The organism is Citrobacter braakii (genome assembly GCF_009648935.1).
GTDB classification, from domain to species: Bacteria; Pseudomonadota; Gammaproteobacteria; order Enterobacterales; family Enterobacteriaceae; genus Citrobacter; species Citrobacter braakii.
In genome coordinates this window covers 570,301-589,908 of the sequence record NZ_CP045771.1, presented here as the reverse complement: position 1 = coordinate 589,908, position 19,608 = coordinate 570,301, and the positions used below count along the sequence as shown (strand labels likewise).

Below are 19,608 nucleotides of genomic sequence, written 5' to 3'. Positions count from 1 at the left end.
ACCGCATGTGGAATAGCGCTCCATCGAGGAAGTCCGTTGTTATGAAAAATTTGAAAGTCAGCCTGGCATGGCAGATTCTGATCGCTATGGTGCTGGGCATTCTGCTGGGGAGTTACCTGCATTACCATAGTGACAGCCGTGAATGGCTGGTTGTAAACCTGCTGTCACCGGCGGGCGATATCTTTATCCATCTGATCAAAATGATCGTGGTGCCCATTGTCATCTCTACGCTGGTTGTCGGTATCGCCGGGGTCGGTGATGCAAAACAGCTGGGCCGTATTGGCGCCAAAACTATTATCTATTTCGAAGTAATCACCACCGTGGCGATTATCCTGGGTATCACGCTGGCGAATGTGTTCCAGCCAGGTACCGGGGTGGATATGTCGCAACTGGCGACCGTGGATATTTCGAAATATCAAAGCACGACCGCAGAAGTACAGAGCCACGCACATGGCCTGATGGGGACTATTTTGTCACTGGTGCCAACCAACATCGTCGCATCGATGGCAAAAGGCGATATGCTGCCGATTATCTTCTTCTCGGTGCTGTTCGGTTTAGGTCTGTCTTCCCTGCCGGCAACTCACCGCGAGCCGTTGGTTACCGTATTTCGCTCTATTTCCGAAACCATGTTTAAAGTCACTCACATGGTTATGCGTTACGCGCCAGTCGGCGTTTTCGCGCTGATTGCCGTTACCGTCGCGAACTTCGGTTTTGCCTCCTTGTGGCCGCTGGCGAAGCTGGTGCTGTTGGTGCATTTCGCCATTCTGTTCTTCGCGCTGGTGGTGCTGGGGATCGTGGCGCGCATCTGCGGTCTGAGCATCTGGATCCTGATCCGCATTCTGAAAGACGAGCTGATTCTGGCTTACTCTACCGCCAGCTCCGAGAGCGTACTGCCGCGCATTATTGAGAAGATGGAAGCCTATGGCGCGCCAGCTTCAATCACCAGCTTTGTGGTGCCGACCGGCTACTCATTCAACCTTGATGGTTCAACTCTGTACCAGAGTATCGCCGCTATCTTTATCGCGCAGCTGTATGGTATCGACCTGTCGCTGTGGCAGGAAATCGTGCTGGTGCTGACGCTGATGGTGACCTCAAAAGGGATTGCGGGTGTGCCGGGCGTATCATTCGTGGTGCTGCTGGCTACGCTGGGCAGCGTGGGGATCCCACTGGAAGGCCTGGCGTTTATCGCCGGTGTTGACCGTATCCTCGACATGGCGCGTACCGCGCTGAACGTGGTGGGTAATGCGCTGGCGGTACTGGTTATCGCCAAGTGGGAACACAAATTTGACCGCAAGAAAGCGCTGGCCTATGAGCGCGACGTACTGGGTAGATTTGATAAGACCGCTAATCAGTAATTCATGACAGCTTGCCGGATAAGCGTAGCGCCATCCGGCAATGCAAATCATTACCCATTTGTTAACTTATCAAATTCTTCGCAGCCGGTATCGAATCCTTCCATACAGCTCAGATTCAGCCAGTGCAGCGCCTTCTGTTTATTCTTCACAATAAAACCCTGTTCACCGTTTAAGAACATCATCCCTGCCCAGTATTCGGAATAACCGGTACGGGAAATGGCTGAGCTTCGTTTGAAATACCACGTCGCTTTCTCATCGTCAGCGGGAATGCCCACGCCGTTGGCGTAAATCAGGCCGAGCAGCATTTGCGCGTCGACGGCGGAGTCATTTTCCAGGTCTTCGGAGGCGTTTTGCAGCAAGGTAATGGCTTTAGGGTAATCGGTACGTCCAGCCTGGGTGTTGACCAGAATCCGCGCCAGGGTAAGTTCTCCCGCTTTACTGCCTGCTTTGGCTGCTTTTTCCGCCAGCGTTTTAGCCTGGGGGTAATCCAGACTGACCGGATTCGTAATTTTGATTTGCGCCAGTAGCGCACAGGCGTCGGCATCGCCGTTGTCGGCGGCTTTTTGCGCCCAATACTCGGCTTTGCTCAAATCGCCCGAACTGAACCAGGTATCGGCAAGAAAGTACTGTGCGCGACGATCCCCTGCCTCAGCGGCCTGCAAATACTGGCTTCCTGGCTCAGTATCACTGGCATGGGCAAAGAATGTCATAAAGAACATCAATGCAATGAGTTGTTTCATTTTGAGTTTTATTTAGGGTACGGAATGAACAGTATAAAGAGATCGTATGGATAAAAAAACAGCCTCCGGGCGGAGGCTGTTGCAGAACAGTTACGTAAACGGACTAACCCATCGCGCTTTCGCGCAGGCTGGCTTTCAGCTTGGTGTACTCATCAATGACATACTGCTCGGCAGCGCGCTGATCGGCAATGCGTTCAACGTTAACGGCACAGTACTTGTACTCCGGCGTTTTGGTAATCGGGCTTAAGTTCTCGGTTACCAGCTCATTACATGCGCCAATCCACCACTGGTAGGTCATGTAAATCGCGCCTTTGTTTGGACGATCGCTGACTGCTGCACGGGTAATGACCCGGCCTTTACGCGAGTTAACCCACACCAGCTCTTCATCCTGGATGCCCAGGCGTTCTGCGTCGGCGGTGTTGATCTGGGCATAGCCCGGTTCATCCGCCAGCGCGGCCAGCGCCGCACAGTTACCGGTCATCGAACGGCAAGAGTAGTGGCCGACTTCACGCACCGTAGACAGCACCATCGGGTACTCCTCAGTGAGTTTGTCGATTGGCGCTACCCAGTCGCAGGTAAAGAACTGCGCCAGACCGTTCGGGGTATCGAACTTCTCTTTGAAGAGATAAGACGTACCCTGGTCGGCTTCTGAGGTGTCGCGGCAAGGCCACTGGATATAGCCCAGTTCGCCCATTTTCTCGTAAGTGGCACCGTAGAAATCCGGGCACAGATGACGCAACTCATCCCAGATTTCCTGGGTGTTGTTGTAGTGCATCGGGTAGCCCATACGGGTCGCGATTTCACTGATAATCTGCCAGTCCGTTTTCAGATCCCACTTCGGCTCAACGGCTTTAAAGAAGCGCTGGAAGCCACGGTCAGCCGCGGAGAAGACGCCTTCATGCTCGCCCCATGACGTAGACGGTAAAATAACGTCTGCGGCAGCGGCAGTTTTGGTCATGAAGATATCCTGCACGATGACCAGTTCCAGATCCTCAAAGCCTTTGCGCACTGCGGAGAGTTCAGCATCGGTCTGTAATGGATCTTCACCCATAATGTATGCCGCGCGGACTTCGCCATGCGCCGCACGGTGCGGCAGTTCACTGATACGATAGCCGGTATGTGCAGGCAGACTTTCCACGCCCCAGGCTTTAGCGAACTTCTCGCGGTTAGCCGGATCTTTCACATACTGATAGCCCGGATAGGTATCCGGTAGCGCGCCCATGTCGCATGCGCCCTGAACGTTGTTCTGGCCACGAACCGGGTTAACGCCCACGCTTGGCTTACCGAGGTTGCCGGTCAGCATTGCGAGGCTGGTCAGTGAACGCACGGTTTCCACACCCTGATAGAACTGGGTAACACCCATGCCCCACAGGATGGCCGCGCTTTTTGCCGTGGCGTACATACGAGCAGCCTGACGAATATCCTGTGCGCTAACGCCAGTGATATCTTCGACGGACTCCGGCGTGTAGCCTTCGACAATCTTGCTGTACTCTTCGAATCCTTCGGTACGAGAGGCGACGAACGCCTGGTCGTACAGTTTTTCTTCGATGATGACATGACCCATAGCGTTGAGCAGCGCGATGTTCGAGCCGTTTTTCAACGCGATGTGCATATCGGCAATACGCGCGGTTTCAATTTTGCGCGGATCGCAGACGATAATTTTCGCCCCGTTACGTTTAGCATTAATCACGTGATTCGCCACGATCGGGTGGGAATCCGCCGGGTTGTACCCGAAGATGAACACTAAATCTGTGTTATCAATTTCATTGATAGCATTACTCATTGCGCCGTTACCGACCGATTGGTGCAGACCTGCAACCGAAGGGCCGTGTCAGACGCGAGCGCAGCAGTCAACGTTATTGGTACCAATAACGGCGCGCGCGAATTTTTGCATTACATAGTTGGTTTCGTTACCCGTACCGCGAGATGAACCGGTCGTCTGAATAGCGTCCGGGCCATACTTCGCTTTGATGGCGCTCAGACGAGTGGCGACGTAATCAAGCGCTTCATCCCAGGAAACGGATTCCAGTTTGCCGCCACGCTGGCGACGGATCATTGGGGTTTTCAGACGAGGGGTCAGGATCTGGGTATCATTGATAAAATCCCAGCCATAGTAGCCCTTCAGACACAAGGTACCCTGATTGGTTTTCCCCTGCGCCGCTTCAGCCCGGACGATTTTGCCGTTATCGACCACCAGGTTGATTTTGCAACCTGATGCGCAATATGGGCAAACCGTGACGACTTTTTTCATCGGTCTCGCTCCAGTTAATCAAATCACGCATACGCGCTTGTCGCTTGAGTTATGCATCTTTTATGCCATGTTTTTATCAGGGGCATTAGTCGATATTACGGGCGAATTTTGCGCAAAACCCTGACGAAAAACAGGCTGTCGTCATATTTGACGTGACGAATCTCCAATACGTGACGGCCCGGCAGTGTGACCGAGGTTATGTTTCCCACACATCCTTGTGCCTTATCGCTGTCACTCTGTGCAGAATCAATCACACTCATTTAAGTTGGCCAGAAATGGGGAAAAACAATGAAGCCAGCCATACTGGTTGTGGATGATGACATCGCTGTCTGCACGCTTTTACAGGATGTGCTGAGCGAACACGTCTTTGCAGTGACCGCATGTCACACCGGGCAGGAGGCGCTGCGCTGCATTGAGACTCAGCCGGAAATCGCTCTGGTATTGCTGGACATGATGTTGCCTGATATTAACGGTCTGATGGTGCTGCAGCAGGTGCAAAAGATGAGACCCGGATTACCGGTGGTGATGCTGACCGGGCTTGGCAGCGAGTCGGATGTGGTTGTCGGGTTGGAAATGGGCGCTGACGACTACATCGGTAAACCGTTCAATGCGCGGGTGCTGGTGGCGCGGGTAAAGGCGGTACTCAGACGCGTCGGCGTGTTAACGGCAGAAAGCGGCAGCCCGCAAACCACGGGGCTTTCTTTTAACGGTTGGCATCTCGATACCGCTGGTTGCCAGTTACATAATCCTCAGCAACTGAAGGTGGAGTTGACGCAGGGGGAATACAGCCTGCTGCTGGCGCTGGCCCAAAACGCCCGCCGGGTACTTAGCCGAGAACAGCTGCTGGAACTGACGCGGAGCGACAGCGTTGAGGTGTTTGACCGCACCATTGACGTGCTAATCATGCGGTTACGGCGAAAAATAGAGAACAACCCGCATCAGCCGATGCTGATCAAAACCCTGCGCGGGCTGGGCTATGTGTTTGCCGCCGACGTTCAGCATCATGATAAGGCGGCGTAAACGTCTTATCCGGCTTACAAGGACGCTATATCGGCTTTTAACTCTGCCAACGTTTTCGCGCCGTCTATCGCGTTGGCGCACAGCAAACTGGCCCGTGCGCAGGCGTGTGCCAGCCTGACGCTGTCCGTCAGCGACCAGCGTTCATGACAGCCATACAAAAATCCGGCGCAAAACGCATCTCCCGCCCCGACGCTGCCAACGATCTCCTCCTGCGCCAGATATTGTGACGGGATCCAGACGCCCGGCAGATCCGGCGCTTCACCCCAGGCACCTTCCGGACAGTGGATAACCACCCGCTGGCGAACGCCCGCATTCAGCAGTTCGCGCGCAGCGGTGGCGATGTGCGCAATATGCAGCTCCCCGTTGGGCTGGCGGATCTCCAGCCCGCTGAATTCCCCGGCTTCCAGCTCGTTAATTACCAGATAGTCGAGATGGCGCAGGGCTGGCATCACCAACGGCTGATAGCGCGGGTCGCCCTTGCGTGAAACCAGATCCAGTGATGTTTCAAAGCCGTTGTCGCGCATTTGCGCCAGCAGCCGTGCGCTACGCGTGCCGTACTCCTCATCCGGCATGTCCAGACTGTCGAGCAGCAGCAGATAGCCAAGATGGAAGATTTTCATCGAGGTATCCAGTTGCTCAAAAGCGGGCAGATCCAGCAGCCGGTTGGCGCCGGGCGAGTGGAAAAAGGTGCGCTGACCGCTGGGATCGGTCATCACCTGTGACATCGACGTGGGGGCGAAAGTCGTGCGCTGCACATGTTGGTGATTAACATGATACTGCTCCAGCATCGCCATGATGTAGTCGCCGTCGCTATCCTGACCGATTAACCCCACTGCCTGCAGTGGCAGTCCGGTGTGCATTTTCGCCAGCGTCAGCAGTACGTTCAGCGGCGCACCGCCCGTCGCGCGTTCGCTACGGATGATTTCCGCCAGCCAGCCGCGTTCCGGCCACTGCACAATTTGATGCACATGATCGACCAGCATGTTGCCTGCGGCGATAACGCCTCTGCGTTCCATCAGACCCGTCCCGCGCTGCCAAAAATACGCATCTGTTCTGAAACGGTATCGGTAATGGCCTCTTCAATGGCGAGCAGCAGTTCGGCGAATTCGTCGTACAGGGGCTGACGATTCGCTATTCTTGTCTCTACCGCTGACAGCGCCGCCTGCGACATGCCGGTATAGAAGTTGATTTTGTGAATGCCGAGTTCAATTGCGCGCTTGAAATCGTCGTTGCTGATGCCGGAACCGCCGTGCAGTACCAGTGGGATCGCCGCCTGCTGGCGAAGGGCGTCCAGACGTGGAAAGTCGAGCACCGGTTCGCCTTTATATTTGCCGTGTGCATTACCAATGGCGACCGCCAGCGCGTCAATCCCGGTTCTGTCGACGAAATCACGCGCCATCATCGGGTCGGTAAATAGCGACTCGTCGGCATGACCATACAACGCGCCGCCCTCATCGCCTCCCACCGCGCCCAGTTCGGCTTCCACCGATACGCCGACGGCGTGACACATCTTCACCACTTCGCGGGTTTGACGAATATTTTCTTCATACTCCAGCGTGGAGCCATCAAACATCACTGAACTGAAACCTAAGCGAAGTGCCCGAACCACCGACTCAAAGTGCAGGCCGTGGTCAAGGTTCAGCACTACCGGAATGTCATGCCGCGCGGCTTCGAACTTGACCGCTTCGACCAGAGAATCCAACGAGATATATTTAAAATGCACCTCGGCGATGTTGATGATAAACGGCGAACGTTCCTGCTTTGCCGCGGCAAACAGCGCGCGCAGGAAGTGTGAGTCCAGAACGTTAAACGCCCCTAAGGCATAGCGGTGCTCGCGGGCATGGGCAAGGCCATCGGCGAGAGATATCAACGGCATAATGCGCTCCTTGGTTAGCGGAACAGGCGATACTCATTACACAGCACCAGCTGCGCCGGTTCGTCTTCTTCAATGTCGTTATAGCGGGCGATCGGTTGCAGAAAGTGGTTATCGTGGTCGTCGTCATTAACAGAAGAAACCTCGCCGACCAGCACGTCGCCAAAACCTTCTTCCGCCCAGAAGCTGTGATACAGGCCCGGCGGCAGGCAGATGCTTTCACCCGGCGTCAGGCGCAGTTGACTGCCTGCCGCATGGGTTTGCCGACAGCCGTCAATCACCACGCTCACGTCGCTGTCCTCCGTTTGTTCTCGGAGCCCCGCATTCCACAGTTCCACAATTAAATTACCGCCGCCGCGATTGATAATGTCTTCGCGTTTACGCCAGTGAAAATGCATCGGCGTGACCTGCGCATCGCGAACATGCATGATTTTCTCGGCGTAGCATTTCTCGTAAGGCATTCCTTTCGGCGAGCCATTACGCAGGGTAAACAGCGTTAACCCTTGCGCGGCGAAATTGTTGCCGCCAAACGCGGTGACATCCCAACCGAGCTTAAGGTCGAAAACTTCTCTCCAGGCGGCGGGATCAAGCTTGCGCCATTGGGTCGGCGGGAAACTGGCGAAAGGGGGGAGATGCACGTCGTGCAGAGAGAAAAACTGGCGCGTGTGGCCCAGTATCTCGTTGATAGCGGAACGTTTCATCGGCAGAATCCTCCTTAATATCATGTCGGATGGCGCTGCGCTTATCCGGTCTACAAAATCATACCGATCTTGTAGGTCGGATAAGGCATTTTTGCCGCCATCCGGCGTTGTTGTGGCGGGTTATTTCACCGTCCAACCCTTATAGCTGCCGACGTTGTTTTTATCGATCATCGTCACCGGGATCAGTACGGGCTCTTTCGGGGCAGGTTTCCCCTGCAATATGTCATAGCCGATTTCGACCGCTTTGGCAGCCATCACCTGCGGATCTTGTGCAGGCGTCGCCACAAATAGTGAGTTTTCCCGCTTCAACGCTTCTTCAGCGTCTGGTGATCCGTCTACGCCGACAATAAAGAATTCGCTACGTTGTGCTTGTTTTGCCGCCAGATCGGCACCGATCGCCGTAGGATCGTTAATGGCGAATACGCCGTCGATCTTCGGATTCGCCGCCAGCAGCGCGGTCATGATCTCTAGTCCGCCTTCGCGACTGCCTTTAGCGTTTTGGTTATACGACAGCACCTTGATATCCGGGTGGCGTTTAAACTCGGTCTGGCAGCCTTCCACGCGGTTCTGGACGGCGGAAACCGGCGGCCCGTTGATAATGACGACGTTGCCTTTCCCTTTCAGACGGTCGGTAATGTATTTACAGGCCATTTCACCCGCCTGGGTGTTATCGGAGGTAATGGTCGCATCTGCGCCTTCCGCTGCTACGTCAACGGCAACCACCACAATCCCTGCGTCTTTCGCGCGTTTTACCGCTGGGCCGATGCCTTTGGAGTCGGCGGCGTTAAGAATAATCATGTCGACCTTGGCGGCAATAAAGTTGTCGATTTGCGACACCTGTTGTCCCAGATCGTAGCCGCTGGAAACCAGCGTCACTTTAACGCTATCACCCGCCAGTTTGCGTGCTTCCAGCTCCGCGCCTTTGGTGATCTGCACGAAGAACGGGTTGGCCAGATCGCCCACCGTAACGCCGATCGATTTCAGTTCTTTTGCCTGCACAAACGGAGCTGCAGCAAGCAGTGCGCCAGCACAGAGCGCGGTGACTAAGGGCTTCAATCTCATGCTGTATTCCTCGAAGTAAGATGTTGTTGTTATGCACTTTGATGGTGTCGGGTACGGTATTTGTCGATCAGTACCGCTATGATGATCACCGCCCCTTTGATCACCAGTTGCCAGAAATAGGAGACGCCCATCAGCGTCATGCCGTTATTGAGCGTGGCGATAATCAACGCCCCTACCAGCGTGCCGGTGATGGTGCCGATCCCCCCAACAAAGCTGGTACCGCCGAGGATCACCGCCGCGATGGCGTCCAGCTCGTAACCCATGCCTAAGTTGCCGTTGGCGCTGTATAGCCGCGAGGCGCTCATCACCCCGCCAAGACCTGAGAGCACACCGCTCATGCCGTAGACGAACAGCAGCACCAGCCACACTTTGATACCGGTTAAACGAGCGGCCTGCATATTGCCGCCGACCGCATAAATATGAACGCCGAGTGTGGTGCGCCTAAGAATGAACCAGCACATCACCACCACCGCCAGCGCAATGACCACTAGCCACGGAACCGGACCAAGATAGTTGTTACCGATCCACTCAAAGCTGATATTGGAATTGATCACCGTCGTGCCGTCGGCCAGCAGATAGGCCGCGCCGCGCAGCGCCGTATACGTTCCAAGCGTGACGATAAACGGTGGCAGTCCGGCAAAAGCAACCAGCGCGCCGTTAAACAACCCCAGCACCAGACCGAGCATCAGCGCCGCCGGAATCGACAGCATGGCAAATTCAGGGATCAGCGAAACGACCATAGCCGCGACGGCGGTGGTGCCGAGAATCGAGCCAACCGAGAGGTCGATCCCGCCGGTCAAAATAATGAAGGTCATGCCAGCCGCCAGCACGATGTTGATCGACGCCTGGCGGGTAATATTCAGCAGGTTGCTTTCGGTAAAAAAGTTTGGCGCGATAAAGCCAAACACCGCCACTATCAGGATGAGAATCGGCAAGATGCCGACCGTTTGCATCAGATCGCTCATCAGCAATTTTTTCGCGGAGGCGGATTTCGCCACCTGCTGGGGAGTGGTTGGATTATTCATGGGACACCGCCTGATGATGGGAGTCGTTCACGCCGGTTGCCAGCGTCATAATATTTTCTTGGGTAATACTTTGCCCGTTCAGCTCACCGGCAATGCTGCCTTCCCGCATGACGTACACGCGATCGCTCATACCGACAACTTCCGGCAATTCGCTGGAGATCATCAGGATCGCCACGCCTTTGCGCGCCATGTCGTTCATGATCCGGTAGATCTCGCTTTTGGCGCCAACATCCACGCCGCGCGTGGGTTCATCGAGGATCAAAATGCGTGGGCCGATCGCGACCCAGCGTGAAATCAGCAGCTTTTGCTGATTACCACCGGACAGCCCGCCCGCGCGTACCTGGGCGTGCGGAACGCGGATGTTGAGCAATTGGATGGCGTCATCGGAAATAGCCTGCGCCTTTTTGCGATCGAGCATGCCCCAGTTGGCGTCACGTTCCAGCGTCGCCATGGTGATGTTCTCTGCTGCCGCCAGCTCTAAAAACAATCCCTGCTCTTTGCGGTTTTCCGTCAGAAAGCCAATGCCGTGGTCAATCGCCTCGCGAGGGGAGTGGATCACCACCGGTTCACCGTCTACTTCAATCATGCCGCCGATGGCTTTACGCACGCCAAAAATCAGTTGAGCCAGTTCAGAACGCCCGGCGCCGACTAACCCGGCAAGTCCGACGATCTCCCCGGAGCGCACCAGCAAACTGCACGGCTGGACTTTATGGCCGTCGGTCAGGTGGTGGACGTTGAGGCGCGCTTTACCTAAGGGAATATCGCGCTCTTTGTTGAACAAATCGCTTAACGGTCGGCCCACCATCATGCGCACCAGCTCAGAGGCGTTGAGTTTGTCGCGGGTCAGGCTGCCAACATATTGCCCGTCGCGCAGGACGCTGACGCGGTCCGAGAGTTCATACACCTCCGCCATGCGGTGGCTAATGTAGATAATCGCCATCCCCTCATCGCGCAGGCGCATGATCAGTTCAAACAAGCGGTGGGTTTCACGTGAGGAGAGGGCGGCAGTGGGTTCATCCATCACCAGAATGCGGCTGTTACGGTGCAGGGCGCGGGCGATTTCCACCTGCTGCTGTTCGGCGATGGTCAACGTCATCACGCGATCGCTGGCCTTAAACTGGGCGCCGAGTCGGTCGATGACTTTCTGCGACTGCATCACCATCTCTTTACGCTGGACCAGACCGCCGCGCGACAGCTCGCTGCCAAGAAAGATATTTTCCGCCACCGTCAGGTTCGGCGCGAGCTGCATCTCCTGGTAAATCAGCGTGATGCCTGCGCTGAGCGCGTCTTTTGGCCCGCGAATGTGAAACGGCTGACCGTCGATCAGGATCTCACCGCTGGTGGCCGTATACGCGCCCGCAAGGATCTTCATCAGGGTGCTTTTCCCCGCGCCGTTCTCACCCATCAGGGCATGAATCTCACCCGGCCAGACCGTTAAATCGACCCCTTTCAGCGCGTAAAATTTACCAAACGCTTTGGCAATGTTGCGCATCTCCAGAACCGGTGTCCTGCTCATAGCGGATCTCCTGTGGGGTGGCCGATATCAGCAGTCCATCACAGGAATGTAAATGCAAAATGTCAGAAGCCGTTCATATTTGTCATATTGCGATTTTTCTTCACGGAGCGTGATATGCCGCAACCAGGACGTCACTTTTTCGCCAGTGCGCGCGGACGATTGCTGTTCTTCAATCTGCTGGTGGTGACGGTCACGCTGATGGTAAGCGGTGTGGCGGTGCTGGGGTTTCAGCATGCCAGTCAAATCCAGGAACAGGTGCAGCAGCAAACCGTTGACGACATGACCGGCAGCATGAACCTGGCCCGGGATACGGCGAACGTGGCGACGGCGGCGGTGCGGCTGTCGCAGGTGGTCGGCGCGCTGGAATACAAAGGTGAAGCGGAGCGGCTGCAGGAGACGCAACGGGCGCTGAAGCATTCGCTGGAACAGCTGGCCACCGCGCCGTTGGCGCAGCAGGAGCCGGCGCTGGTCGAGCGTATTATCCAGCGCAGCCAGGAGCTACAAAGCAGCGTGGAAGGTATGCTGCAGCGCGGGCAACGGCGACATCTGGAACGTAACGCCCTGCTCAGTTCGCTGTATCAGAATCAAAGTTATTTACGTCATCTGCAAAAGCTGACCGGCGCGCAGGATGACGTGCTGCTGGGGCAGATAGACCGCTTAATTGTTGCCGCCATTGAAACACCCACGCCGCGTTCGGTGGTGAAACAACTGGACGGCGTGATGCCCGCGCTGCCTGTGCAAAATAGCAATCCGCTGATTACCAACATCCTCACCGACTTCAACCTGGAGTTGCATAAGCTGGAGCCGCTTTCTTCTGCGCTTGAGCAGAGTGATTTGGCGATCAACTGGTATATGTTTCATATCAAAGCGCTGGTGGCGATCCTCAACAGCGATATCAACCGGTATGCTTCGCAGGTGGCGCTGATCTCCGAACAGCGGGTGGCGCAAAGCCATCAGGAACTGCAATCCGGCGCGTTGTTTATTTTGGTGTTTGCGCTGTTGGCGGTGGTGATCACCGGTTTTGCCGGCTGGTATATCTACCGTAACCTCGGTTCTAACCTGACGGCCATTTCGCGGGCGATGACCCGGCTGGCGCACGGTGAATCGGACGTTAGCGTCCCGGCCCTACAGCGGCGCGATGAGCTGGGCGAACTGGCCCGCGCCTTTAGCGTCTTCGCCCGTAATACGGCATCGCTGGAGCACACCACCCGACTGCTTAAAGAAAAAACCAGCCAGATGGAAATCGACCGCACCGAGCGCCAGGGGCTGGAGGAAGCGCTGTTGCACAGTCAGAAACTGAAGGCGGTAGGGCAACTGACAGGCGGATTAGCGCACGATTTCAATAACCTGCTGGCAGTCATTATTGGCAGCCTGGATCTGGTGAACCCAGACTCTCCTGACGCGCCACGGGTCAATCGGGCGCTAAAAGCCGCCGAGCGCGGGGCGCTCCTTACCCAGCGGCTGCTGGCCTTTTCGCGCAAACAGTCGTTGCATCCCCATGCGGTGGAGCTGAAAACGCTGCTGGAAAATTTGGGCGAACTGATGCGCCACTCTCTTCCGGCTACGTTGACGCTGGAGATTGAAGCCCAGTCTCCCGCCTGGCCCGCGTGGATTGATGTCAGCCAACTGGAAAACGCCATTATCAATCTGGTGATGAATGCCCGTGACGCCATGGACGGGCAGGCGGGCACGATTAAAATCCGTACCTGGAATCAGCGGGTCACGCGCAGCGATGGGCGTAAGCAGGATATGGTGATGCTGGAAGTTGCCGACCAGGGAAGCGGGATGTCGCAGGAGGTGAAAGCTCAGGTCTTCGAGCCGTTTTTCACCACCAAACAGACCGGCAGCGGCAGCGGGCTGGGGCTGTCTATGGTCTACGGTTTTGTGCGCCAGTCCGGTGGCCGCGTGGAGATTGAAAGCGCCCCTGGGCAGGGAACGACGGTCAGATTGCAGCTTCCTCGCGCGGTTGTGCCGGTGCAGACACCGGTGGAGACAATCGCACAGCACACCCCGACTCGCGGTGAAAAACTGGTGCTGGTTCTCGAAGATGAAGCCGATGTGCGCCAGACGTTATGTGAGCAATTACACCTGCTGGGCTACCTGACGTTAGAGGCCGCCAACGGCGAACAGGCTATGCATATGCTGGCGGCTTCATCCGAGATTGATATTTTTATCAGCGACTTAATGCTGCCCGGCGGTTTAAGCGGTGTGGATGTGATTAATCATGCGCTGGCACATTATCCACAACTGAACATCCTGCTGATTAGCGGCCAGGATTTACGTCCGGCGCATAATCCGGCGCTGCCAGATGTGGCGTTATTGCGTAAGCCCTTCACTCGGGGAGAACTGGCGCAGGCGCTGCGGCATTCGCGTAATTGAGATTCCTCCGCTACCCGCGCAAATACGCTTTGATTACCGTGGGGCGAGTTTCTTGATGAGGCTGGTTTTATGCAACGCTCCGCGACATTCTTACTTTTCACTCTGCTGATGATGACCACCGTATCGGCGCAGGCCGATATTATCGATGACGCCATCGGCAATATTCAGCAGGCGATTAACGATGCCTACAAACCGGACAGCGGGCGGGATTATGACGACTCTCGTGATGAAAGCTGGCAGCGACAGATGAGTGACGATCGTCGCAGGCAGTATGATAATCGCCGCCGCCAACTGGATGACCGCCAGCGCCAGCTCGATCAGGAACGGCGTCAGTTAGAAGACGAAGAGCGCAGAATGGAAGAAGATTACGATCGTTAGCGCAATCTTTCGCCGGCAAGGTTATAGGGAGCAGAGACCTGTTAACAAGTGTTTTAGTGCGATGTAAACCTACCTCAGCACAATCTCCATTCCGTCATACCCGGCTTCGAGCCCTGTCGGTAGCGGATTCTCCATCATCCACAAATCAAACTGATGACTGATATGCGTCAGGATCACCCGTGGGCAGCGGATAACCTCGTTCAAGGCGATAACGGTATTTACATCGCTGTGATTGCGTGGCGGCTCGGCGCGCGGGGCGTGGCTGCAGTCGATGATAATCACCTGAGGCTGGTTATTGTGGAGAAACTTCAGCGTCTTGTCGGGAAGTCCGGCGGTATCGGAGAGCCACGCCACGCGGCTGTGCGCGGTCTCCAGCATATAGCCAAACGTCAGCTTTGAATGGTTGAGCGGGAGTGGCGTCACCTGCAACCCTTGCAGGTTAAACACCACGAATGGCGCGACGGTATGGCTAAAATCGAGGATGCCAGGGTGCTTAAATAGATCGTCGCATCCCTGTTCATCCGGCGGACCGTACACCGGGATAGTCGCCCCCACGCCCCAGCGCAGCGGAAACAGCCCCTGCACGTGATCCATATGGTAGTGGGTGAGCAGAAACTGCTGGAAGCTGCCTGCTGGCCAGTCGTCCATCAGATGCGGGATCCCCGCGTCCAGCAGCGTCACCGCATTGTTAAATTTGACCACCCCGCTACAAGGGCGTCGACGGTATTGCGTCTGTAAGCGTGCTCGTTGGCAGGCCGCACAGTCACAGCCAAATGCCGGCACCAGTTGCGCGCCGCCGGTTCCCGTCAGCGTAATGGTCAGACTCATGGCTCCCCCTACAACGGTTTGGTGAAGCGAAAATGGCTCATGGTATAGCCTTCGCGCTGGTAAAAGCGGTGCGCGTCAAGGCGTTGGGTACTTGTCGAAAGCTCGGTTATTTCTGCGCCCGCTTCGCGCGCGGTGGCTTCGGCCCAGGCCAGTAACTGACTACCCACTTTTAGTCCTCGTGCCTGTGGCATCACCACCAGTTCTTGGATCTCGCCAATCCAGTTGGCGTGGTGCAGATGAAACTGCAGGTGCAGACCGATCAAGCCGACGACCTGTCCGTCGAGCAGCGCCAGCTGGTAGTGCATATTGGGATCTTGCAGATTTGCGGCGTAGCCGGCGCTAAAGGCCTGCAGGTCGAATTGGCCCTGTTTCAACTCACAGATAAGCGCGTAAACCGCATCGGTATCGTATAGCGTGGCGCGGCGTAATTCACAGACAGACATGTTTCTTCTCCTTGCGTCCCATCAGGGTGAGCAGTGTATCGACAGACTGTAGCAAACTTCCATCATTGTTCAGGACGTGGCAGTCATACGGCGTGTAGCGTGCCGCGCGTTCAAGGCGGGCAGCGATTTCCGTTTCGCTCTCCCGCCCACGTGCCTGCAGGCGCTGGCGTAGAATGGCCGGGGAAACCTGTAAGCAAATGGGAAGTAAAGAAGCACCATAACGGGCCTGCGCCTGGGGCAGATGCGCGCGCGAGCCATTGACCACCACATCAAAACCGGCGTGCAGCCAGAGGTCAATCTCTACGCCGACGCCGTAATAGAAGCCGTTGGCATGCCAGCTCAGCGCCAGCAGGTTCTGCCCGGCGCGGGTAAAAAACTCTGGTTCGCTGAGGGCAATATGGTTTTCATTCCCTGCGTTGGCGGCGCGGGTGATGTAACGGTGCGCCACCAGCAGTTGCGCAGGTTCCTGCTGGCGAAGTTCTGCCAGTAGACTGTCCTTACCGGAGCCGGACGGCCCCATCAGCCAGATCAGTTTCCCCATAGTCAGAATACCCTTTTGCCCTGACGCCAGACGTGGTCGATATGGATGTGATCGCCTTTGCGATGCGCCAGCACCAGATCCGCGCGTTTACCTTCGGCTACAACGCCACGATCGTCGAGATTTAATGCCCGCGCCGGATTGCGGGTCACCAGACGAATGGCCTGCGGCAGCGTAAAGCGGTTGGCGTCATCGTCTGCCACGCGAAATGCCGCATCGAGCAGGCTGGCGGGGTAGTAGTCGGAGGAGAGAATATCCAGCAGCCCCAGCTCAGCCAGCTTATGCGCCGCCACGTTGCCGGAGTGAGAACCGCCGCGCACGATGTTGGGCGCGCCCATCAGTACGTTCATACCATGCTGGCGCGAGGCCTCTGCGGCGGCAAAGGTAGTAGGAAATTCGGCGATCACGCTGCCAAGTTGATGCGATTCCAGCACATGATCGCAGGTGGCATCGTCATGGCTCGCCAGCGCTATCTGGCGCTCACGACACATCTGAGCAATCGCTGTGCGGTTGGGTTGCGACCAACGAGCAGCCAGAGCTAACTGTTCTTCTTCGTAGCGGGCCATTTGCTCGTCGGTAAGTGAATACTTGCCCTGATAGTACTCGCGGTACTTCTCGCGATTGGCAAACTGACGCTGGCCGGGGGAGTGGTCCATCAGCGATACCAGCGTCACCGGCTCACGACTGACCAGTTTTTCAAACAGCGGTAGGGTGGTGTGATGCGGCAGCTCGCAGCGCAAATGCAGGCGGTGCTCGGCGCGATTGACCCCGCGCTTTTGCGTCTCTTCCACCGCGTTGATCATCTTCTCCAGATTTTCCAGACGGTCGCCACCGTCGCGCACATCGCCAATTGCCACCGCGTCCAGCACGGTGGTAATGCCGCTGGCGACCATCAGCGCGTCGTGGCTGCTCATCGCCGAGTGGGCGGGCCAGTCAACCTTCGGGCGCGGGGTGAAAAACTTGTCGAGATTGTCGGTATGCAGCTCGATAAGCCCTGGCAGCAGCCAGCCGCCTTCTCCGTCCATCGCTTGGGCCAGTTGGCTCTGACTTTCGGCAAAGGCGCGGATCGTTCCGCCCTCAATTTCCAGCGATCCTTGCACCACTTCATCTTCCAGCACCAGCTTTACATTATTGATAATCATGCTGTTGTTCCCATCAGGTGCAGGCGATCCGCGACGCGGTCGCGCACGGTTTGATCGTGAAAAATGCCGACAATTGCCGCGCCGCGGGCTTTCGCTTCTTCAATCAATGCGACGACGGCGGCGCTGTTTTTGGCGTCCAGCGAGGCGGTGGGCTCATCGAGGAGTAGAATCGGGTAATCGACGATAAACCCTCGGGCGATATTGACGCGCTGCTGTTCGCCCCCGGAAAACGTCGACGGCGCCAGATGCCACAGACGATCCGGCACGTTCAGGCGGGTAAGCAGGTTAGCCGCTTTGGCTGCGCACTCCTCGCGTGACACGCCGAGATCCAGCTGCGGCTGCATCACCACATCCAGCGCAGAAATCCTTGGGATCACGCGCAAGAACTGGCTGACCCAGCCGATGGTTGAACGGCGAACTTCCAGCACTTTACGCGCCGGAGCCTGCACCAGATCGACCCATTCGCCGCTGTGGCGGATGTGGATGTGTCCTTCATCCGGCAGGTAGTTGGCGTACAGCGAACGCAGCAACGTGGATTTGCCGCTGCCAGAGTGACCGTGCAGCACCACGCATTCGCCGTTTTTAACTTCCAGCGTGGCGTCTTGCAGCACCGGCAGACGCACGCCGTTTTGCTGATGCAGTACAAAGGTTTTACTGACGTTTTCAACGCGAATCGCGTTCATTTTTAGCCTCTTTAAGCATTTTTGCGTTCGATTGCCTGATGGCGCTTCGCTTATCAGGCCTACAACCGATGCCGATCCGTAGGCCGGGTCGCGAAGCGCCACCCGGCAAGACAAAATCAGTTTTGCAAAACAGATGACACCAGCAACTGGGTATACGGATGATGCGGATCGTCGAGTACGCGGTCGGTTAACCCACTTTCCACCACCTGACCCTGCTTCATCACCAGCAAACGGTCGGCCAGCAGGCGCGCTACGCCCAGATCGTGGGTGACAATAACCACTGCCAGATCCAGTTCCACCACCAGGCCGCGCAGCAGGTCCAGCAGTTTGGCCTGTACGGAAACGTCCAGACCGCCGGTGGGCTCGTCCATAAACACCAGTTTGGGATGGGTGACGAGGTTGCGGGCGATCTGCAGTCGCTGCTGCATGCCGCCGGAAAAGGTGGTTGGCAGGTCGTCGATACGCGAGGCCGGGATCTCCACTTCCTCCAGCCAACGCTGCGCGGTGGCACGGATGTCGCCGTAGTGGCGCGCCCCGGTGGCCATCAGGCGTTCGCCGATATTGCCGCCAGCGGAGACCTGACGGCGCAGGCCATCCAGCGGATGCTGATGCACCACGCCCCATTCGGTGCGCAGCAGACGGCGACGGTCGGCCTCGTTCATGCCGTACAGCGAACGGTTCTGATACAAAATCTCACCGCTCTGCGGCGTCAGCCGTGAAGAGATCGATTTCAGCAGCGTGGTTTTGCCGGAACCGGACTCGCCGACGATACCCAGCACTTCGCCAGGCCACAGGTCAAAAGAGACATCGCTGAAGCCCTTGCCCGGCGCGTAGAGATGGGTCAGGTTGTTGACTGAAAGCAGCGGTTGCGTCATTTGCTGAGGGCCTCACTCTGTTGGCGGCAGTAGTCGGTGTCGGAGCAGACAAACATGCGTTTGCCGGTGTCATCGAGCACCACTTCATCGAGATAGCTGTGGGTTGAGCCACAGATGGCGCAAGGCTCATCCCAGCTCTGCACGGTAAACGGGTGATCGTCGAAATCGAGGCTTTCCACGCGGGTGTAAGGTGGAACGGCATAGATGCGTTTTTCGCGGCCTGCGCCAAACAGTTGCAGGGCCGGCATCATGTCCATCTTCGGATTGTCGAATTTTGGAATTGGCGACGGGTCCATGACGTAGCGGTCGTTAACCTTCACCGGATAGGCGTAAGTGGTGGCGATATGGCCGAAGCGGGCGATATCTTCATACAGTTTCACCTGCATGATGCCGTACTCTTCCAGCGCGTGCATGGTGCGGGTTTCCGTTTCGCGCGGCTCGATAAAGCGCAACGGCTCGGGGATCGGGACCTGGAAGATAATGATCTGGTCTTCCACCAGCGGCGTTTCCGGGATGCGGTGGCGGGTCTGGATCAGCGTCGCGTCTTCCGTGCGCTCGGTGGTGTTCACCCCGGTTACGCGTTTGAAGAAGTTGCGAATCGACACGGCGTTAGTGGTGTCATCTGCGCCCTGGTCAATTACCTTCAGCACGTCCGGCTCGCCAATCACGCTGGCGGTGAGCTGAATACCGCCGGTTCCCCAACCGTAGGGCATCGGCATTTCACGTCCGCCAAACGGTACCTGGTAACCGGGGATCGCCACTGCTTTCAGAATTGCGCGGCGGATCATGCGTTTGGTCT

Annotated in this window: 19 protein-coding genes; 4 read left to right on the top strand and 15 right to left on the bottom strand. The window is 56.7% G+C overall.

What is annotated here, in order from left to right:
* Positions 1 to 41: 41 nt before the first annotated feature.
* The gene (gene gltP, locus GFC06_RS02700) at positions 42 to 1,355 is read left to right on the top strand and encodes a glutamate/aspartate:proton symporter GltP (protein ID WP_016155378.1); all 1,314 of its coding nucleotides are present in this window, start codon (positions 42 to 44) and stop codon (positions 1,353 to 1,355) included.
* A 50-nt stretch (positions 1,356 to 1,405) separates the two neighbouring features.
* Here gltP and yjcO read toward each other — a convergent pair whose 3' ends face one another.
* A complete protein-coding gene (gene yjcO / locus GFC06_RS02695) occupies positions 1,406 to 2,095 on the bottom strand; it encodes a Sel1 family TPR-like repeat protein YjcO (RefSeq protein ID WP_016155379.1) in 690 nt (229 codons plus the stop codon).
* Positions 2,096 to 2,198: 103 nt separating this feature from the next.
* The gene (gene fdhF / locus GFC06_RS02690) at positions 2,199 to 4,346 is read right to left on the bottom strand and encodes a formate dehydrogenase subunit alpha (RefSeq protein WP_153689814.1); all 2,148 of its coding nucleotides are present in this window, start codon (positions 4,344 to 4,346) and stop codon (positions 2,199 to 2,201) included.
* 288 nt (positions 4,347 to 4,634) lie between these two features.
* On the opposite strand from fdhF, the gene GFC06_RS02685 reads away from it, so the two are divergent.
* Positions 4,635 to 5,366 carry a response regulator gene (locus GFC06_RS02685; protein ID WP_019077857.1) on the top strand — a complete coding sequence of 244 codons (732 nt, stop codon included), beginning with the start codon at positions 4,635 to 4,637 and terminating at the stop codon, positions 5,364 to 5,366.
* Positions 5,367 to 5,380: 14 nt separating this feature from the next.
* Here the strand turns inward: GFC06_RS02685 and GFC06_RS02680 are convergent, their stop codons facing one another.
* From GFC06_RS02680 to GFC06_RS02655, 6 genes are all read right to left on the bottom strand, one after another.
* Complete coding sequence (locus tag GFC06_RS02680) at positions 5,381 to 6,385, bottom strand: carbohydrate kinase family protein (RefSeq protein ID WP_153689813.1); 1,005 nt, start codon at positions 6,383 to 6,385, stop codon at positions 5,381 to 5,383.
* Positions 6,382 to 7,242 carry a ketose 1,6-bisphosphate aldolase gene (locus tag GFC06_RS02675; RefSeq protein ID WP_016155383.1) on the bottom strand — a complete coding sequence of 287 codons (861 nt, stop codon included), beginning with the start codon at positions 7,240 to 7,242 and terminating at the stop codon, positions 6,382 to 6,384. The genes GFC06_RS02680 and GFC06_RS02675 overlap by 4 nt, the downstream gene beginning before the upstream one ends.
* 14 nt (positions 7,243 to 7,256) lie before the next feature.
* On the bottom strand, positions 7,257 to 7,940 hold the full coding sequence (locus tag GFC06_RS02670; protein ID WP_016155461.1) for a D-lyxose/D-mannose isomerase: 684 nt from the start codon (positions 7,938 to 7,940) through the stop codon (positions 7,257 to 7,259).
* Positions 7,941 to 8,060: 120 nt separating this feature from the next.
* Entirely contained in the window at positions 8,061 to 9,002 is a 942-nt protein-coding gene (locus GFC06_RS02665; protein WP_019077849.1) for an ABC transporter substrate-binding protein, read from the bottom strand.
* Positions 9,003 to 9,031: 29 nt separating this feature from the next.
* Positions 9,032 to 10,027 carry an ABC transporter permease subunit gene (locus GFC06_RS02660; protein WP_016155386.1) on the bottom strand — a complete coding sequence of 332 codons (996 nt, stop codon included), beginning with the start codon at positions 10,025 to 10,027 and terminating at the stop codon, positions 9,032 to 9,034.
* Positions 10,020 to 11,543, bottom strand: coding sequence for a sugar ABC transporter ATP-binding protein (locus GFC06_RS02655; protein ID WP_016155468.1), 1,524 nt, complete (start codon positions 11,541 to 11,543; stop codon positions 10,020 to 10,022). The genes GFC06_RS02660 and GFC06_RS02655 overlap by 8 nt, the downstream gene beginning before the upstream one ends.
* A 114-nt stretch (positions 11,544 to 11,657) precedes the next feature.
* On the opposite strand from GFC06_RS02655, the gene GFC06_RS02650 reads away from it, so the two are divergent.
* Both GFC06_RS02650 and yjdP read left to right on the top strand, forming a co-directional pair.
* Positions 11,658 to 13,922, top strand: coding sequence for a hybrid sensor histidine kinase/response regulator (locus GFC06_RS02650; RefSeq protein ID WP_103928837.1), 2,265 nt, complete (start codon positions 11,658 to 11,660; stop codon positions 13,920 to 13,922).
* 69 nt (positions 13,923 to 13,991) lie between these two features.
* Complete coding sequence (yjdP, locus tag GFC06_RS02645) at positions 13,992 to 14,300, top strand: DDRRRQL repeat protein YjdP (protein ID WP_153689812.1); 309 nt, start codon at positions 13,992 to 13,994, stop codon at positions 14,298 to 14,300.
* A 69-nt stretch (positions 14,301 to 14,369) separates the two neighbouring features.
* Here the strand turns inward: yjdP and phnP are convergent, their stop codons facing one another.
* From phnP to phnJ, 7 genes are all read right to left on the bottom strand, one after another.
* Positions 14,370 to 15,128, bottom strand: coding sequence for a phosphonate metabolism protein PhnP (gene phnP, locus GFC06_RS02640; protein ID WP_153689811.1), 759 nt, complete (start codon positions 15,126 to 15,128; stop codon positions 14,370 to 14,372).
* A gap of 8 nt (positions 15,129 to 15,136) precedes the next feature.
* Positions 15,137 to 15,571 carry an aminoalkylphosphonate N-acetyltransferase gene (phnO, locus tag GFC06_RS02635; RefSeq protein WP_046274567.1) on the bottom strand — a complete coding sequence of 145 codons (435 nt, stop codon included), beginning with the start codon at positions 15,569 to 15,571 and terminating at the stop codon, positions 15,137 to 15,139.
* Positions 15,558 to 16,112 carry a ribose 1,5-bisphosphokinase gene (phnN, locus tag GFC06_RS02630; protein WP_016155392.1) on the bottom strand — a complete coding sequence of 185 codons (555 nt, stop codon included), beginning with the start codon at positions 16,110 to 16,112 and terminating at the stop codon, positions 15,558 to 15,560. The genes phnO and phnN overlap by 14 nt, the downstream gene beginning before the upstream one ends.
* Before the next feature lie 2 nt (positions 16,113 to 16,114).
* The gene (gene phnM / locus GFC06_RS02625) at positions 16,115 to 17,251 is read right to left on the bottom strand and encodes an alpha-D-ribose 1-methylphosphonate 5-triphosphate diphosphatase (protein ID WP_016155393.1); all 1,137 of its coding nucleotides are present in this window, start codon (positions 17,249 to 17,251) and stop codon (positions 16,115 to 16,117) included.
* On the bottom strand, positions 17,248 to 17,934 hold the full coding sequence (gene phnL, locus GFC06_RS02620; RefSeq protein ID WP_153689810.1) for a phosphonate C-P lyase system protein PhnL: 687 nt from the start codon (positions 17,932 to 17,934) through the stop codon (positions 17,248 to 17,250). Before phnL ends, phnM begins: the two co-directional genes overlap by 4 nt.
* A 116-nt stretch (positions 17,935 to 18,050) precedes the next feature.
* Positions 18,051 to 18,809, bottom strand: coding sequence for a phosphonate C-P lyase system protein PhnK (gene phnK / locus GFC06_RS02615; protein ID WP_003844769.1), 759 nt, complete (start codon positions 18,807 to 18,809; stop codon positions 18,051 to 18,053).
* Positions 18,806 to 19,597, bottom strand: a complete 792-nt coding sequence (gene phnJ, locus GFC06_RS02610) for an alpha-D-ribose 1-methylphosphonate 5-phosphate C-P-lyase PhnJ (RefSeq protein WP_049259807.1) — start codon at positions 19,595 to 19,597, stop codon at positions 18,806 to 18,808. Before phnJ ends, phnK begins: the two co-directional genes overlap by 4 nt.
* Positions 19,598 to 19,608 lie beyond the last annotated feature (11 nt).

Bases quoted from the DNA above. Each gene is read 5' to 3' on its own strand.
- phnL (WP_153689810.1), bottom strand. From the start codon at position 17,934: ATGAACGCGATTCGCGTTGAAAACGTCAGTAAAACCTTTGTACTGCAT.
- gltP (WP_016155378.1), top strand. From the start codon at position 42: ATGAAAAATTTGAAAGTCAGCCTGGCATGGCAGATTCTGATCGCTATG.
- phnM (WP_016155393.1), bottom strand. From the start codon at position 17,251: ATGATTATCAATAATGTAAAGCTGGTGCTGGAAGATGAAGTGGTGCAA.
- GFC06_RS02650 (WP_103928837.1), top strand. From the start codon at position 11,658: ATGCCGCAACCAGGACGTCACTTTTTCGCCAGTGCGCGCGGACGATTG.
- GFC06_RS02660 (WP_016155386.1), bottom strand. From the start codon at position 10,027: ATGAATAATCCAACCACTCCCCAGCAGGTGGCGAAATCCGCCTCCGCG.
- GFC06_RS02665 (WP_019077849.1), bottom strand. From the start codon at position 9,002: ATGAGATTGAAGCCCTTAGTCACCGCGCTCTGTGCTGGCGCACTGCTT.
- phnK (WP_003844769.1), bottom strand. From the start codon at position 18,809: ATGACGCAACCGCTGCTTTCAGTCAACAACCTGACCCATCTCTACGCG.
- phnP (WP_153689811.1), bottom strand. From the start codon at position 15,128: ATGAGTCTGACCATTACGCTGACGGGAACCGGCGGCGCGCAACTGGTG.
- GFC06_RS02670 (WP_016155461.1), bottom strand. From the start codon at position 7,940: ATGAAACGTTCCGCTATCAACGAGATACTGGGCCACACGCGCCAGTTT.
- GFC06_RS02675 (WP_016155383.1), bottom strand. From the start codon at position 7,242: ATGCCGTTGATATCTCTCGCCGATGGCCTTGCCCATGCCCGCGAGCAC.
- yjdP (WP_153689812.1), top strand. From the start codon at position 13,992: ATGCAACGCTCCGCGACATTCTTACTTTTCACTCTGCTGATGATGACC.
- phnO (WP_046274567.1), bottom strand. From the start codon at position 15,571: ATGTCTGTCTGTGAATTACGCCGCGCCACGCTATACGATACCGATGCG.
- phnN (WP_016155392.1), bottom strand. From the start codon at position 16,112: ATGGGGAAACTGATCTGGCTGATGGGGCCGTCCGGCTCCGGTAAGGAC.
- phnJ (WP_049259807.1), bottom strand. From the start codon at position 19,597: ATGATCCGCCGCGCAATTCTGAAAGCAGTGGCGATCCCCGGTTACCAG.
- GFC06_RS02685 (WP_019077857.1), top strand. From the start codon at position 4,635: ATGAAGCCAGCCATACTGGTTGTGGATGATGACATCGCTGTCTGCACG.
- GFC06_RS02655 (WP_016155468.1), bottom strand. From the start codon at position 11,543: ATGAGCAGGACACCGGTTCTGGAGATGCGCAACATTGCCAAAGCGTTT.
- yjcO (WP_016155379.1), bottom strand. From the start codon at position 2,095: ATGAAACAACTCATTGCATTGATGTTCTTTATGACATTCTTTGCCCAT.